This window comes from Pseudoxanthomonas sp. CCNWLY206-1, from assembly GCF_039710385.1.
Taxonomy (GTDB): domain Bacteria; phylum Pseudomonadota; class Gammaproteobacteria; order Xanthomonadales; family Xanthomonadaceae; genus Pseudoxanthomonas_A.
Genome location: NZ_JBDKXI010000007.1, coordinates 176,576 through 191,752, shown reverse-complemented (window position 1 = coordinate 191,752; position 15,177 = coordinate 176,576). Strand labels below are relative to the sequence as shown.

The 15,177-nt window shown below is 58.3% G+C and carries 14 protein-coding genes; 13 read left to right on the top strand and 1 reads right to left on the bottom strand.

The window, feature by feature from the left end; translation table 11 throughout:
- Window positions 1–64 precede the first annotated feature (64 nt).
- Entirely contained in the window at window positions 65–727 is a 663-nt protein-coding gene (gene maiA, locus AADW18_RS16200) for a maleylacetoacetate isomerase (protein WP_337344431.1), read from the top strand.
- Window positions 728–824: 97 nt separating this feature from the next.
- Here the strand turns inward: maiA and AADW18_RS16195 are convergent, their stop codons facing one another.
- Window positions 825–1,967, bottom strand: coding sequence for a PilT/PilU family type 4a pilus ATPase (locus AADW18_RS16195; protein ID WP_337344430.1), 1,143 nt, complete (start codon window positions 1,965–1,967; stop codon window positions 825–827).
- A gap of 91 nt (window positions 1,968–2,058) precedes the next feature.
- Between AADW18_RS16195 and AADW18_RS16190 the strand changes: the two genes are divergently transcribed.
- The 12 genes from AADW18_RS16190 (at window position 2,059) to AADW18_RS16135 (ending at window position 15,140) form a co-directional block, all read left to right on the top strand.
- On the top strand, window positions 2,059–2,454 hold the full coding sequence (locus AADW18_RS16190) for a DUF4398 domain-containing protein (RefSeq protein WP_337344429.1): 396 nt from the start codon (window positions 2,059–2,061) through the stop codon (window positions 2,452–2,454).
- Between the two features lie 35 nt (window positions 2,455–2,489).
- Complete coding sequence (locus AADW18_RS16185) at window positions 2,490–3,350, top strand: OmpA family protein (protein ID WP_337344554.1); 861 nt, start codon at window positions 2,490–2,492, stop codon at window positions 3,348–3,350.
- 353 nt (window positions 3,351–3,703) lie between these two features.
- Complete coding sequence (locus tag AADW18_RS16180; protein ID WP_337344428.1) at window positions 3,704–3,922, top strand: YdcH family protein; 219 nt, start codon at window positions 3,704–3,706, stop codon at window positions 3,920–3,922.
- A 124-nt stretch (window positions 3,923–4,046) separates the two neighbouring features.
- Window positions 4,047–5,417: a pyridoxal-phosphate dependent enzyme gene (locus AADW18_RS16175; protein WP_337344427.1), complete on the top strand. Its 1,371-nt coding sequence runs from the start codon at window positions 4,047–4,049 to the stop codon at window positions 5,415–5,417.
- Between the two features lie 106 nt (window positions 5,418–5,523).
- The gene (locus AADW18_RS16170) at window positions 5,524–6,759 is read left to right on the top strand and encodes a cystathionine gamma-synthase (protein WP_337344426.1); all 1,236 of its coding nucleotides are present in this window, start codon (window positions 5,524–5,526) and stop codon (window positions 6,757–6,759) included.
- Window positions 6,759–7,553 carry an ABC transporter permease gene (locus AADW18_RS16165; RefSeq protein WP_337344425.1) on the top strand — a complete coding sequence of 265 codons (795 nt, stop codon included), beginning with the start codon at window positions 6,759–6,761 and terminating at the stop codon, window positions 7,551–7,553. Before AADW18_RS16170 ends, AADW18_RS16165 begins: the two co-directional genes overlap by 1 nt.
- Window positions 7,550–8,854 carry an ABC transporter ATP-binding protein gene (locus AADW18_RS16160; RefSeq protein WP_337344424.1) on the top strand — a complete coding sequence of 435 codons (1,305 nt, stop codon included), beginning with the start codon at window positions 7,550–7,552 and terminating at the stop codon, window positions 8,852–8,854. Before AADW18_RS16165 ends, AADW18_RS16160 begins: the two co-directional genes overlap by 4 nt.
- A complete protein-coding gene (locus AADW18_RS16155; protein ID WP_337344423.1) occupies window positions 8,851–10,629 on the top strand; it encodes a methyltransferase domain-containing protein in 1,779 nt (592 codons plus the stop codon). Before AADW18_RS16160 ends, AADW18_RS16155 begins: the two co-directional genes overlap by 4 nt.
- Window positions 10,630–10,679: 50 nt before the next feature.
- A complete protein-coding gene (locus AADW18_RS16150; protein WP_337344422.1) occupies window positions 10,680–11,756 on the top strand; it encodes an SDR family NAD(P)-dependent oxidoreductase in 1,077 nt (358 codons plus the stop codon).
- Window positions 11,756–13,717: a glycosyltransferase gene (locus AADW18_RS16145; RefSeq protein WP_337344421.1), complete on the top strand. Its 1,962-nt coding sequence runs from the start codon at window positions 11,756–11,758 to the stop codon at window positions 13,715–13,717. The genes AADW18_RS16150 and AADW18_RS16145 overlap by 1 nt, the downstream gene beginning before the upstream one ends.
- Complete coding sequence (locus AADW18_RS16140; RefSeq protein WP_337344420.1) at window positions 13,717–13,986, top strand: hypothetical protein; 270 nt, start codon at window positions 13,717–13,719, stop codon at window positions 13,984–13,986. The genes AADW18_RS16145 and AADW18_RS16140 overlap by 1 nt, the downstream gene beginning before the upstream one ends.
- Window positions 13,983–15,140, top strand: coding sequence for a glycosyltransferase (locus tag AADW18_RS16135; RefSeq protein ID WP_337344419.1), 1,158 nt, complete (start codon window positions 13,983–13,985; stop codon window positions 15,138–15,140). Before AADW18_RS16140 ends, AADW18_RS16135 begins: the two co-directional genes overlap by 4 nt.
- Window positions 15,141–15,177 lie beyond the last annotated feature (37 nt).

The window sequence follows — 15,177 nt, the reverse complement described above, 5'->3', positions numbered from 1 at the left end:
AACTTGGCAAAGGACAGCAAACGCCGAATGACACCACCTGGGTCAAATGCCAGGGTGAGCAGACATGAGTGAACAACTGCGCCTTTATTCGTACTGGCGGTCCAGTGCCGCCTACCGGGTCCGTATCGGCTTGAACCTGAAAGGCCTGCGTTACGAAACGCTTCCGGTGCATCTGGTTCGCGACGGCGGTCAGCAGCACCAGCCTGAATACGTCGCCAAGAATCCGCAGCACATGGTGCCCACGCTGCTGCACGGCGAGCGTGTGATTCGCCAGTCATTGGCCATCCTGGAATACCTTGATGAAGCCTGGCCATCGCCGCGTCTATTGCCGATGACGGCGCGCGACCGTGCACGGGTGCGTGGACTGGCGCAAATCGTGGGCAGCGACATCCATCCGCTGAATAATCTGCGCGTGCTTCAATATTTCGACAAAACCTGGAACGTACCGCAGAACGAGCGCGACGATTGGGTCAAGCACTGGATCCTTGAAGGCTTCGGCGCGTTGGAAGTGCTACTACGCGATGACTCGGCCACGGGCACTTACTGCCATGGTCAGACCCCGGGATTGGCCGACTGCTGCCTGGTGCCGCAGGTGTTCAACGCTCGCCGGTTCGGCGTGGACATGGAACCTTTTCCCACGCTGGTGCGCATTGAACAAGCCTGCCTGGCTTTACCGGCATTCGATCAGGCCCGCCCCGAACGGCAACCGGACGCCCAGCCCGCTTAGCGAGTCAGCTGCGTGAGACCGCTGCAACGAAGGGCGATACGAATCGTGGTGGAACGCTTCGATGCAGTGAAGAAGATTCCGCGGGTCCGGTCGCTGCTCAACCAAATCCGTGGGTAATGCGAGGCGATGAACCAGAAGCAGGGTTTTCATAATCCGCATAAGGATCGTGCTCGCCCTTGCTGCCTTCCGACAGACGGAACTTCAACGCCAGACCTTCTCGGGAATCCGCTGCACGCAGCGCTTCTTCCTGCTCGATCTGGCCATCCTTGACCATGCGGAACAGGCATTGGTCGAAGGTTTCCATGCCTTCCTCCAGCGAATCCTCCATCGCCTGCTTGATCTCATGCACTTGGCCGCGCCGAAGCAGGTCGCGGATCATCGGTGTGTTGATGAGTACCTCGGCGGCAGGCAGGCGACGTCCATCGGTGCCCTTCACCAGGCGCTGCGAGACCACCGCGCGCAGGTTCAGCGCCAGGTTCATCAGCACGTTCTTGTGCGCGCTTTCCGGGAAGAAGTTGAGGATGCGCTCGATGGTCTGGTCGGCGTTGTTGGAGTGCAGCGTTGCCAGACAAAGATGGCCGGTTTCGGCGAAGGCGATGGCGGCCTCCATCGTGGTCGCGTCCAGGATTTCGCCGATCAGGATGACGTCCGGCGCTTCGCGCATCGCGTTCTTCAGCGCGTTGTGGAAGGCGTGGGTATCCAGCCCGACTTCGCGCTGGTTGACGATGGATTGCTTGTGCCGATGCAAGTATTCGATGGGATCCTCGATGGTGAGGATATGGCCGGTGCTACTGCTGTTGCGGTAGTCGATCATCGACGCCAGCGATGTCGATTTGCCCGAACCCGTGGAGCCGACGATCAGCACCAGCCCGCGCGGGGTCATGATGATGTCCTTCAGCACCGGTGGCAGGTTCAGCTCTTCGATGGTGGGAATCACACTGCGGATGGCACGAATGACCATGCCGACTTCGCCGCGCTGCTTGAACACGTTGACGCGGAAGCGGCCCGCATCCTGCAGGGCGATGGCCATGTTCAGTTCCAGTTCGCGCTCGAAAACCGGAACCTGGCCCTCGTCCATCAGCGAGTAGGCAATCTTTTTCACCATGCCGGGCGGCAAACCGGTGTTGCCCAGTGGATATAGCTTCCCTTCAATCTTGATGTAGACCGGCGCCCCGGTGGTCAAAAACATGTCCGAGGCGTTTTTCTCGGTCATCAGCTTCAGGAAATAGCCGATGTCCATAGGTAATGCTCCCCACAATGGCGACACAGCATTGCAACTGCGACGCAGGCTTCCGACAATGGCCGCGCGCCCCTCTCGACACGGCACCCCAATGATTCGTAGCTTCGCACAATTCCGCTTGCCACTGTATGTGATGGCCGCCGCACTAGTCGCGTCGGTCACCGTTATTTCGCCACTTCAGGCTCAAACGGTCGCCACGCCGGAGCTGGAAGCGGCCCAGCAGGCGGTCCAGAAAGCAACCCAGGCCGATGCCGACCAATACGCTCCAGAGCCACTGAATGTGGCGCGCCAGGCATTGGCGCAGGCGCAAGCCGCGCATGCCAGCCGCGACCGCAAGCTCGCGCTGAGCCTGGCGCTGAGGGCGGCTGCAGACGCGGATCTGGCCCGGGCGCGCAGCAACGAGGCCGTGGCCAGTGCGGAACTGCAACAGCGCCGAAGTGAGGTTGCCGACCTGCAACGCAGACTCAGCTCGGAGGCCAACCGATGAGCCGCTTGCGCATGTTGTTACGGAATTTCACCGGCATGGCGGTGGTATCGCTGACGCTGCTGACCGCTTCCGCGACAGGGGCGGAGAATCCCGTTGTCGTACAACTCAACCAGCGGCTGGTGGGTCTTCAGTCCAACCCCGAACTGTCTGAGTACGCGGCATACGAGAAACTCCAGGCACAGCAAGCCATCGCCGCCCTGGACAAAGCGCGCAGCCGGGATCGCGAGACCGCGCAGTACGTAGCGGAGCGTCGGGTGGAAATCGCGGAAACCGCCGCGCGGGCACAGCAGGCCCGGCGCGAAGCCGATCGCCTGGACCGCACCCGCAGCGAACTGCTGGTGGAGGCTAGCCGCCGCGATGCGCAACGCGCCCGTCAGGAAGCCGAGCGGCTGCGCATCCAGGCGCAAATCCAGACGGAAGAAGCCGAGCGCCTCAGGTTGGCCGCTGAAGCCGAAACGCTGGCCCGGCAAGAGGCGGAAGACACCCTCACCACCGTGGCGGGCCAACAGACCGCTCGCCTGAGCGCGGCGCGCCAGCGCGAGTTGAAGCTCGCGCGGGAAGAGGCGGAGCTGGTTTCCGGTGCCAAGTTGCCCGCTTCCAAGTTCGAAAGCCGTGGGGAGGTGTTCACGTTGACGGCTGACAGCTTTGCGTCTGGTTCGAAGCTATCTGCCTCTGGCTCCGCCGCGGCGAGCGCGCTGGCGGCTTATCTGGACGCCAACCCCAAAGCCAAAGCCCGTATTGAGGGCTACGGCGACGCGCAGACGCCGGGGCAAACCCGTGCGAATGCTGTTCGGGACGCTCTTGTTGGGGCGGGCGTTTCCAAAGCTCGCCTGCAGGCCATGGGGAAGGGTAATGGCAGCCGCGCCAAGGCAGTCGAACTGGTTGTGGCCCATTGAATTCGTTTGATATTCAGTAACTTGAACGCAGTTCAACGCCCGGAGTAACTTTCGGCGCGACTATATTCACACGCCCGATCACACAACAATAAAACGTCCGCAAAAGGCCTTGCCGGACCGGATTTCGAGGAGTAGGGTCGTATACCCAAGTGGCTCCCGCCGCTTGGCTCACCGGAGAATCGAGCCGATGACGCTGGTATGCACTACTCAGGAGACCGCCACTGGCCACAAGGCCTATGCGGGTGCTCCTGATGGAAGCACCCGCGCCGCCCGCCCCATTCTCCGCTCCCAAGCCAACGCCCCGCGCCTGCAAAGGCCGGGGCGTTCGTATTTCTGCTGAAGGAGGTATTGCCATGTTCGAAAGTCAACCGCAGGCCGAAGTAGAAGCACTGATCAAGACCGATCCGGAGTTCAAACAGCTGTATCAGCTCCACCGCGAGCTAGACAAGAAAGTCACTGACGCCGAACTCGGCGTGCTGCCTATCGACGACACGCGACTAGGCCAGATGAAACGCGAAAAGCTTCGTGCCAAAGAGCGATTGCTCCGGATCTACGACACCAAACCTCACTAACCTCTCCCCCTCCGTCCTGACGTTTCTTGTCGCGGGCGGCGATGGCCTCCTCGTCGGCTGTCGCCGTCCGCGCCACCCAAGTGCGATAATCGGGCTTATTCAATGCCCCGAGCGCACAGCCAGCATGGCGATCAACTCTTCCGTCCTCGACCTGATCGGCGACACCCCTATCGTCAAAGCGCAACGCCTGGACACCGGCGTGTGCGAAGTGTTCCTGAAGCTGGAAAGCGCCAATCCGGGCGGATCCATCAAGGACCGCATCGGTCTTTCGATGATCGAAGCCGCCGAGAAGCGTGGCGACCTGAAGCCGGGCGCGACGCTGGTGGAAGGCACCGCCGGCAATACAGGTATCGGACTGGCACTGGTCGCCCAGCAGAAAGGCTACAAGCTGGTTCTTGTAGTTCCGGACAAGATGAGCCGGGAAAAGATTTTCAATCTGAAGGCTATGGGCGCGGAAGTCGTCCTGACCCGTTCGGACGTGGCCAAGGGCCATCCGGAGTACTACCAGGACTTGGCGGCGCGCATCGCGGCGGAAACGCCGGGCGCTTATTTCATCAATCAGTTCGGCAACTCCGATAATCCGGCCGCGCACGAATTTGGCACCGGTCCGGAAATCCTGCGCCAGATGGATGGCCAGCTGGATGCGATCGTGTTCGGTTGCGGCAGTTCCGGCACCATGACCGGACTGTCCCGCTGCTTTGCCGAGCACGCTCCCGGCGTGGAGCTGGTGCTCGCCGATCCGGTGGGTTCCATCCTGACCCAGTACATCAACGAAGGCACTGTCAGCGAAAAATCCGGCAGCTGGCTGGTGGAAGGCATTGGTGAGGACTTTCTGCCGCAGATTTCCGACTTCAGCCGGGTCAAGAGAGCTTATTCGATCAGCGACAAGGAAAGCTTTCTGACCGCGCGCGAGCTGCTGGCGAAGGAGGGCATCCTGGGAGGCTCATCTACCGGCACCTTGTTGGCCGCGGCACTGAAGTACTGCAAAGAACAGACCACACCCAAGCGCGTGCTGGTGTTCGTTTGCGATACCGGGAACAAGTACCTGTCGAAGATGTACAACGACTACTGGATGCTGGACAACGGCTTCATCGAGCGTCCGCAGTATGGTGATCTGCGCGACCTGATCCTGCGCCCCTACAGCCAGCGCGACACCGTGGTGGTCAGCCCAACCGACCTGCTGACGACGGCCTACCAGCGCATGAAGCTGTATGACGTCTCGCAACTACCGGTCATGGAAGGAGACAGGCTGGTCGGTATCGTCGATGAAAGCGACGTGTTGCTCCACGTTTACGGGGACGAAACCCGCTTCCGGGACCCGGTATCAACCGCCATGGTCAGCAAGCTGGATCGACTGGATGTGCGTTCGCCTATCGAGGCGCTGCTGCCGGTCTTTGACCGGGGGCAGGTGGCCATCATCACGAACGGCGACGCCTTCCTGGGCTTGATTACACGGATTGACCTGCTGAACTATCTGCGACGGCGAGCACAGTAAACGCATTTACCTTGTAGCATCGGCGTCGATTCGGCCGCGGCGTAGCCGCATGGACGGCAGGTTAAGTCGCAGCTGCTAAAATCGGCGGCTGCATTAAGGATCAGTTATGTCGGAAAAACCAAGCAAGACCGGGAGCGGCGCCTCGCCGCTGGCGCTCGGCACGCTGGCAATTCATGGCGGACAGTCGCCGGATCCCAGCACCGGAGCGGTGATGCCGCCCATTTACGCGACGTCAACCTATGCCCAGAGCAGTCCGGGTGTGCATCAAGGTTTCGAGTACTCGCGCACCCATAATCCCACGCGCTTCGCCTACGAACGCTGCGTGGCGACGTTGGAAGGCGGGAGCCGTGGCTTCGCATTCGCCTCGGGCATGGCGGCGACTTCCACTGTCCTGGAGCTGTTGGACAGCGGCAGCCACGTTGTGGCCATGGACGACATTTACGGCGGTAGTTACCGCCTGTTCGAGCGCGTACGCAGGCGCAGCGCCGGCCTGGATTTCAGTTTCACCGACCTCACCGATCTGGCTGCACTGGAAGCCTCTATTCGGCCGGAAACACGGATGGTTTGGGTGGAAACCCCCACCAATCCCATGCTGAAGATCGTCGACATTCTGGCCGTTTGCGAGATCGCCCACAAACACGGGTTGCGCGTCGTGGTGGACAACACCTTCGCCTCACCGATCTTGCAGCGCCCTCTGGAGCTGGGCGCCGATATCGTCATGCACTCGGCCACCAAATACCTCAACGGCCACTCCGACATGGTTGGCGGCATGGTGGTGGTAGGCGACGATCAGGAGCTGGCCGAACAAATGGCGTTCCTGCAGAACTCCATTGGGGCGGTGCAGGGACCCTTCGACAGCTTCCTGGCGTTGCGCGGATTGAAAACCCTGCATCTGCGGATGAAGGCGCATTGCGAGAATGCCCAGGCATTGGCGGAATGGCTGCAAACGCATCCTGCAATCGAGAAGGTTATCTATCCCGGTCTACCTTCGCATCCGCAGCACGAGCTTGCGAAAAGACAGATGCATGGCTTCGGCGGCATTATCTCTGTCGTCCTGAAAGGCGGGTTCGAGGCTGCCAGACGCCTCTGCGAGAAGACTCAGCTGTTTACCCTGGCCGAATCGCTGGGCGGCGTGGAAAGCCTAATTAATCATCCGGCGGTTATGACGCACGCTTCGATTCCGCTCGAGCGGCGGGAAAAATTAGGGATCAGCGATGGACTGGTTCGGTTGAGCGTAGGGGTGGAGATAGCTCGAGATCTGGTTAGCGATCTTGGTCAAGCGCTTGATTCCCTGGTGAGCGAAAAGGCGAAGCAAATGCAGGATCGCGGGAGCGCCCGGTAATGGTTGGGCAGCTGTCGCGAATCTATAGTTATAGATTCTTCATTCTTTCATCCATACGGAATGAATTTAAATCGAAGTTCTCGCGCAGCAAGCTCGGCGCGTTATGGATGATCATCAATCCGATTATCCAGTCGATTGTCTATGCGACGGTACTTTCGTCGATCATCGCTTCAAAGCTGCCGGGGATCGAAAGCAAATACGCATACGCACTCTACCTTCTCGCAGGGATGCTGGCGTGGGCTCTCTTCCAGGAAATTTTGATGGGGTGCGTGAACGTATTCGTGGACAAAGCCGACTTGATGAAGAAGGTGTCATTTCCACGGGTCTGCCTGCCGGTTATCGCAGCCGGTGTCGCGTTGGTGAACAATTTTTTCCTTCTTGTTGCGATGCTGGTCGTATTCCTATTCCTTGGGCATAAGTTTTCCGCTGCCGTGATGCTTTTGCCCGCGATCATCGCGATCAATTTCATTTTCGCTCTATCGCTTGGGACGATCTTGGGCATTCTGAATGTCGTCGTGAGGGATGTGGGGCAAGCGACTCAGGTCGTCCTCCAGGCGTTGTTTTGGTTGACGCCTATCGTCTACACGCCCAATATTCTGCCGCCCGGCGTTAAGGACGTGCTCCTCGCTAGCCCGCTGTACAAGCTGGTCAGCTCTTACCACGCAGTGCTGGTATACGGGTCGCTGCCGGACCTTGCTCACATTTGTCAGGTCGGTGCAATCGCACTGCTCCTGGCGGGCTTTGCGGTGGTGCTTTACGGACGTGCGTCGTCCGACATCTCGGATGCGCTATGAAATCAGACATCCTGAATGTTCAGTCGCTAGGCAAGTCATACGCGGAATGGGAGAGCGAATGGCTACGTTTTGGCAGTTGGCTTGGGTTGCCGTTCTCGCCCCAGCGTGAAGTCAATGTGCTCGATGACGTTTCGTTCTCGGTTTCGAGAGGTGAGTCGATTGGCATCGTCGGTAAGAATGGTGCAGGCAAGAGTACGCTGCTTAAGATCGTGACGGGAACGTTGGCGCCCACGCGCGGAGGGGTGTCCAAGTCCGGAAAGATTTCATCGATCCTGGAGCTTGGAATGGGATTCCAGTCCGAATTGACTGGGCGCGAGAACGCGTATCAGATCTCCGGGTTGATGGGTCGGTCGAGGGCGGAAGTAGATGCCGTCATAGCCGACATAGAGTCATTCGCTGACATCGGGGACGCATTCGATCATCCCGTCAGGACTTACTCCAGCGGCATGCAGGCGCGGGTCGCGTTTGCGGTGGCTACCGCCATTCGCCCGGATCTGCTGATAGTGGACGAGGCGCTCACCGTGGGCGACGCTTTTTTTCAGGCCAAGTGCTACGAGCGCATCAAGAGATACCGGGATGAGGGCATGGCAGTGTTGCTGGTCAGCCATTCAGTCGCGGATATCGTCCGCAACTGCGATCGCGCCATCTTGTTGAGCAACGGAAGACTGAAGATGGATGGTCATCCGCGCGACGTCACCAATGTTTACCTCGATGAGATATTCGGCAAGAGGACTGAGGACCCTACCTCCATTGCTGCGGAACTGACCGAAGAGCATGGTCAAGGAGCGGCTGAAAACGCAACCGACTTACTGAGGGGGATCTACGAACAGCGTCCTCTTTACCGGAAGGAAGAGTATCGCTGGGGTAATGGACAAGCAGTGATCAGCGATTACCTGGTAGTCAGCGAAACAGGCGATTATCCGGCGATCATCGAATGCGGCGAGCGCGTGAGGTTCTCCTTTCGCTGCTTGTTCAAGCAGGGATTCGACAATGTAGTCCCAGGAATCATGATCAAGACGCTCGATGGCGTGTTTGTGTACGGTACAAATTCGTTGCTTCTCAACGATGGGTGGCGTCACATTGCAGTTGCCCCGGGCGATGAGCGGGTTTTCGAGTTTTCTTTGCCGTTCTCACTCAATGCGGGCGACTATCTTATTTCTCTCGGAGTAGCGGCTGGCGAAAGTGTTGAGACGCTGGTGCCGCTGGATAGGCGCTACGACTCCATCATCTTAACGGCTACGCGACAGTCCGCTTTTACGGGGCTGATCGATCTTGGCGCGAACCTGTTGGTGCACCAATGAATGAGAATACTGATGCAGTTGCCGCGCTGGTAGCCAGACTGCCTGAGATCTATCAGCCCATCTACGGCTATGCAGAGCTTTCCTCCGGCGCGTCTCGGACAACGGAAGATCGTCTCGACGATATAAAGCGCATCTACGATCGTGTTTCAAAAAAACTTGATCGCCCTCTGCGGGTTCTGGACCTGGGTTGCGCACAAGGATTCATGAGCTTGTCGCTCGCATCGCTTGGCGCGAGCGTAGTGGCCGTGGACATGTTGCCGGAGAACATCGAGTTATGCCGGAAACTAGGAGCGATCAACCCCAAGCTTGACGTGAACTTTGTCGAGGCGCAAATAGAAGATTTTGTGTCTTCGCTCGACAAGGGGCATTTCGATCTGGTGCTGCTTCTGAGCGTCATACATCACGTTGCATTTCATGTTTCGCCGGACGCCGCGATGTCGACGGTCGAACGCCTTCGATCGATATCCCCGGTGTTGGTTGCTGAGCTGGCGCTGGCGGATGAGCCGCTATATTGGGCGTCGGCCTTGCCCGAGAATCCGCTGGATACCTTCGGATCGGCTGCCTTCGTCCGGGAGATAAGGCGGACTGGGACACATCTCTCCGAGGTTAAGCGTCCGCTTTACTTTGTCAGCGATGAACTGTGGTACGCAGTGGATGAGATTGGGACCATCGAGTCTGTCAGGCGCGGTGGCCATCGTTTTGCCAAGTCGTCCTTCAAAAGCAGCCGCACTTACTACATGTCCGCGGACCGTGTGCTAAAGAAGCTCGCGTTGATTGGCGAAGATGCGGATGTAAACAGGAGAGAGATAGATCGTGAGGTGGAGTTTCTGAACCAAGTGGCGGGCAACGAGGATTATCCTCGCGTCTTTGGCGTCGAGGACGATGGTCAGCACTCGTACCTGCTTAGAGAAAAAATCCGCGGCGAGCTTCTTACAGACCTGACCGATTCCGGTTCGTCTTTCGACTATTACATCGCGATTCGAGACATTCTAAGGGAATGCATCAATCTGGAGGGTATGTCGCTATACCATCAGGACATACGTGCCTGGAACGTTCTTCGGCGTGAAGACGGTAAGTACTGTTTGATCGACTATGGCGCTATCTCTCCGTCCAAGAACGATTGCTTCTGGCCCCAGAACGTATATATATCGTTTCTCGTTTTCGTAAAAGAGCTCGTCTCTGCCCCGCTAATCTTGGCTGAGCCCATACGAGAGGTCAGCGTCACTCCCTACGGGTTTCCTGGACACCTTTCTTATTGGATCGCATCCCTCTCGAAGATTCCTCTGCACTCCTGGTCATTCGAGTTGATGTTGGCCGAATTGGAGCAGTCATTTCTGGATCCTGGGGCGGCCGCGGTGGAGCCCGAGAGTGCGCGTGAAGCGCTGCTCCAGATGCTGGAAGAGGCGGTGACCGAGCTGGCAAGGTCGCATGGCCGTCTTGCGGCTGCCTTGGACGCCGATCGTGAAGCGACCGGGGAGAGGATCGGCGTGGAGAAGGAAAGGATATCCAACTTGCACCATGATATGCACGGATTGCGACTGGAGCAGGGCGCGCTGGCCAATAAGGTTGAAGAGCAACTGTCCGCGATATCGCACAAGTTGGAATATCTATCGCACAGGCTGGAAGCGATGGATGCGGGTATCAGCGGGCTCAATGCCACGATCCTGGAAAACTTCGAAAGAAGCGCTGCTCTGCACGAAGAGCTTGCCCGCGATGTTTCAGAGATAAAGACAAAAATTTCAACGGGATTCTGGAAGCGTTTTCTTTCTCGCTAGTTATTCCGACGCGTTATTAAATTTACTAGATATGAAGATGGGGATTTCGTATGGAAACTAAAGAGAAAGTGCTAATCACGGGTGGCGCCGGATTTATCGGATGTGCGATATCGGACCTGCTCGTGAATGCGGGACACTCCGTTGTGGCTTTCGACAATCTGCATCCACAGATTCACGAGAGGCAAGAGCGACCGCTGGCTTTGAACTCCGGCGTTGAGCTGATAGTCGGCGATGTCACGGATGCTGAAGCTTGGGATCGCCTCCTCGCTTCTTTTCGCCCGACGTTGGTCTACCACCTTGCTGCGGAAACGGGTACGGGCCAATCTTTGTTGGAGGCTACCCGTCACGGGAGCGTGAACGTCGTTGGCACAACGCAGATGACCGATGCATTTGCGCGTCATAGTCTGGTGCCGAAGTCGATAGTTTTGGCGTCGAGCCGCGCAGTCTACGGGGAGGGTGCTTGGCGCGATGACGCGGGGAGCGTGATCTATCCCGGAATTCGCACGCATGCGATGTTGTCTAACGGTCAGTGGGAACCCGCGCACGAAGAAGGAGGGCATTATGCTGCGCTTCCACATGCGGCAGCCCGGGTAAAGGCGAGCCCCACAAGTATCTATGGCGCGACCAAGTTGGCCCAGGAGCATATACTCATGGCGTGGTGCTCCGCCATGGGCGTCGACTTGAAGATACTCCGCCTGCAGAACGTATATGGAGTTGGTCAGTCGCCGATCAACCCTTACACCGGGATCATCACGCTCTTCCATCGCATGGCTCGAAAGGGGCAGGCCATTCCCGTTTATGAGGATGGCGAGATCGTGCGCGATTTCGTTTACATCAGCGACGTCGCGCGGGCGCTGATTCGAGTGGCTGCGACTGAAGGAAGCGGCGAAACGATTGATGTTGGAACTGGACGCCCGGTCACGATCATGGAGGCTGCGAAAACGATTGCCGCCTTGCATGGCGCGCCGGCTCCCTTTATCACCGGCCAGTTCAGGGATGGTGACGTCCGCAGTGCGGTGGCAGACACGAGCGAGCTTTCGAAGTGCGTGGATGTCGGCAGCTTCGTCTCGTTTGATCAGGGTGCCAAACTGGTAGGCGAGTGGCTAGTCGAGAAGGGTTACGCGTGATGACGGCAACAGCTCTGCCAATCGATGCTGATGCCCAGATCGCCGCCGGAGTGTTGCTACTGGCGCTGGACGATCCAAGACAGTGGGTTGATTGCGTTCGCAGTTGCCTGGCGATTCAGGGGACTGATGTTGTCCATATCGCGAGCTCCGCCCCCGAGGTAGCGCGCAAGTTGTATGGAGGACTTTCAAGGGTTCAGGTCTTTGAAGCCTGGACGCTTTCCGAGGCGATCGAGCGGGTGGAAGCGGTTTCGCCCGAACTCGACGCGATTCTCGTCATCGATCATCCGGTAGCGGTGTCCACCGCGTTCCTCTCCAATTCCTTAGAGAAGCTGACGCAAGACGGCCGAGTCGCGACGATCTCCTTTCTTTCCAATGCAGCGGGCTATCTAAGTTTTCCGCATAGGAACACGGCCGTGTCCTATGGTATCGGCGGTATGGATGAAGAGACGGTCACTCAGCGGTTGCGTGAGTTGGCGCCTGAGCCTGCTTTGGTCCCGATAGCGATGCCCGCGGGGAGCGCTGTCCTTATTGCGCTGTCACCGTATCGACTATGCGGAGGCGACGAAATAGGACGGCATTCGAACATCAAGCTTGCTTTGGCGCAGATCGCCCTGCGGGCGTCTCGCAGAGGGTTTTCCCATCTGTTGGACTCATCCACCTACGTGATGCATCCATGGCTGCAGAGCCATGCTCCCGTCGAGGCGATCGATGACGAGCTCACAAGGCATTCCTTGCACAGGGAATTCAACGAGTTCCCCGCGCTTTACGACCAGGAACGCGGTTCGATCGGCTCACCGATGGCGATCGCCATGGATGTAGCCAGGGCCAAGGTGCAGGGCCTACGCTTGCTGGTGGATGGATCATGCCTGGGTGCTATGGAAATGGGTACCCAGGTGCAGACGGTGTGCCTGGTCGACGCGTTGGCGCGGCGCAAAGACGTCTCGGCTATCGCCGTGGGTGTCCCGGGCGGCGTGGTACCAGGCTATGCCTCCAAGTTGCTGAAGTATGGAAAAGTCACGTTCTGCGCTGAGGATGGCCTGCACTTCCGTGGAGCCCCGCACGTCGACATCGTCCACAGGCCATTTCAGCCCGATGCCGCTATTCCCTGGGGGCGTTGGCGGGAGCTGGGGAAGCGCGTGGTCATTACCATTCAGGACTTGATTGCATACAAGATCGGCAGTTACCACCGGGATGGCCTGGCCTGGATGGGTTACCGGGAAAACATGAAGGCCGCCGCGGCTACCGCCGACGGCGTGGTTGCCATCTCAAACGACACCCTCAACGTGATCGAGGAGGAGCAGTTGAAGGTGGGTCCCGATAGGACCTGCGTCGCCAAGAACGGCAGCGACCATCTGGATCCCGATGAAGCGGTGTCAATTCCCAATGCCGTCATCAAGGCAGGCCTGTCCTCCCGGCGTTTCGTCCTTGTGCTTGGCGCCAACTACACCCACAAGAACAGAGATCTGGCGATCAAAATCTGGGACGCCTTGGTACAAAAGGGTCATGATCTGGCGCTGGTGATGGCAGGCGCGCAAGTGCCCATGGGTTCATCGCGGCTCGAGGAAGCGACCTTGCGGTTGCAGACGGGAGGTGATCTGCTGTCGCTGCCAGACGTTTCGAGTTTCGAAAGAAACTGGCTGATGCGCCACGCGGCGCTTGTGCTTTATCCAACCTCTTCGGAAGGGTTCGGGCTGATTCCTTTCGAGGCGGCAAGCATGGGCGTTCCCACGGTGCACGTCAGCTTTGGACCGCTCAAGGAGCTCATTGAAGACGAATCGATCCCCCGGACGTGGTCGGTGGATGAGTTGACCGAGTATGCGCACCAGATACTGATCGACCCGGACAGGGCATCGCAAGTGGTTAAGGCGATTCTGCGGAATGCCGCGAGCCTGACGTGGGACGACACGGCCGCGCGGCTCGTGGATTTCTATAGGATTATTCTCTCAAAGGTTCCGAGATAATGGACAAGCAAGACATCGACAAAATTTCGCTGGAACAGGCACTGATCGACGTTGAAGTCGCCAACAAGCGCGTACTTGATCTGACGGCGCGTCTGACATCGCTGAGTAGAGAGCTGATGGAGGCGCGAGCGCGCCTGAACGGAGGTGCAACCACGACTGAGATTGATTATGGGCGGACCAGTGCTGACGACAAGCTTCGGCAGATCGCATCTTCGAGGGTATATCGTCTGGCCCGGGCGCTGAGTCCGAAGTTGCGGAGGGTGCTGTGACGACAACGCGGGTTCTTCACTGCATAACGGTTTACAACGGACGCCAGTTCGTACCACGCGCCATCGCGAGTGCGGTACGAATGGCCGAAGCCAGTACCGCATCCGTGGATATCCTTATTCTCGACGACGCCAGTCCGGAGCCAGGTTGGAGCGAAGAGCTCGAGCAACTTTGTCTGAAATCAGGGGTCTTCTACTACCGGACCCCACGAAATCTTGGCATCCCGCGCAACGTCAGTCTCGGATTGTTGACGGCGCTGGAGCACGGTTACGACTACGTGGTCATCAATAACTCCGATGTGGTCTTTCCAAAGAATCTCATCAATACCATGTTGCCGGTCGCTGCCCTGCCCAACGTTGGGTCGGTGACCGCCTGGTCGAATAACGTCTCGATATATTCCATCCCGAACGAAGATCCGGACGAGTATCTAGCCTCCCAGGAGACTGTCGACCGTATCTGCGACGTTTGCACCAACACCTTTGCGCAGGATGCGGTCGACATTCCTGCCGGAATTTCCTTCTGCATCATGATTCCGACGGAGGTGGTGCGCGAAGTAGGGATCATGGATCCCTGTTTCGGAAGGGGATATTGCGAAGAAACGGATTGGAGCCTCAGGAGTTTGGCCGCTGGCTATCGGTTGTGCTTGGCGCCTGGCGCATTTGTCTATCATCAAGGGCGCGGCTCCAACCAAGCGGCCGGACTGGTTTCGGCAGGAGCGACCACCGTTCCTGCGAATGAGGCCATCATCGACATGAGGTATCCCAAGTTCAGGGCGGACGTCGATGCGTTCATCCGCTCGAAGAAGATGGAAGAACTATGGGATCGCGTACAGGAAGCGATCGTGGCGGATGTAGCGCAGCGGGACGGCTACGATGTGAACATCGGCTGGTTGGACTTTCCTGCCAAGTCAGGCGGTGCTTCGGTAAATGTACGCGCGGACGCGACGGGTTTGTACGGCAAGGTGAGTGCGTTGGGGTTCTCGACCAGGATCAGCCTGTCCGCTACCGACCCGCTTGGCCAGCTGCAAGCCAAGTTGGGCAGCAAGCCGAGATCAGTGAAGATCAGCGATCGTCAAGTAGTGCCCGAAGGTATGGAATCAGTCCTTATTAACGGGGCTGATCAGGTAGTTCCCTATCGATATCCAAGCCGGATTTGATGTTTTCGTCTAAACCAACCTATCTTGTGAGCATATA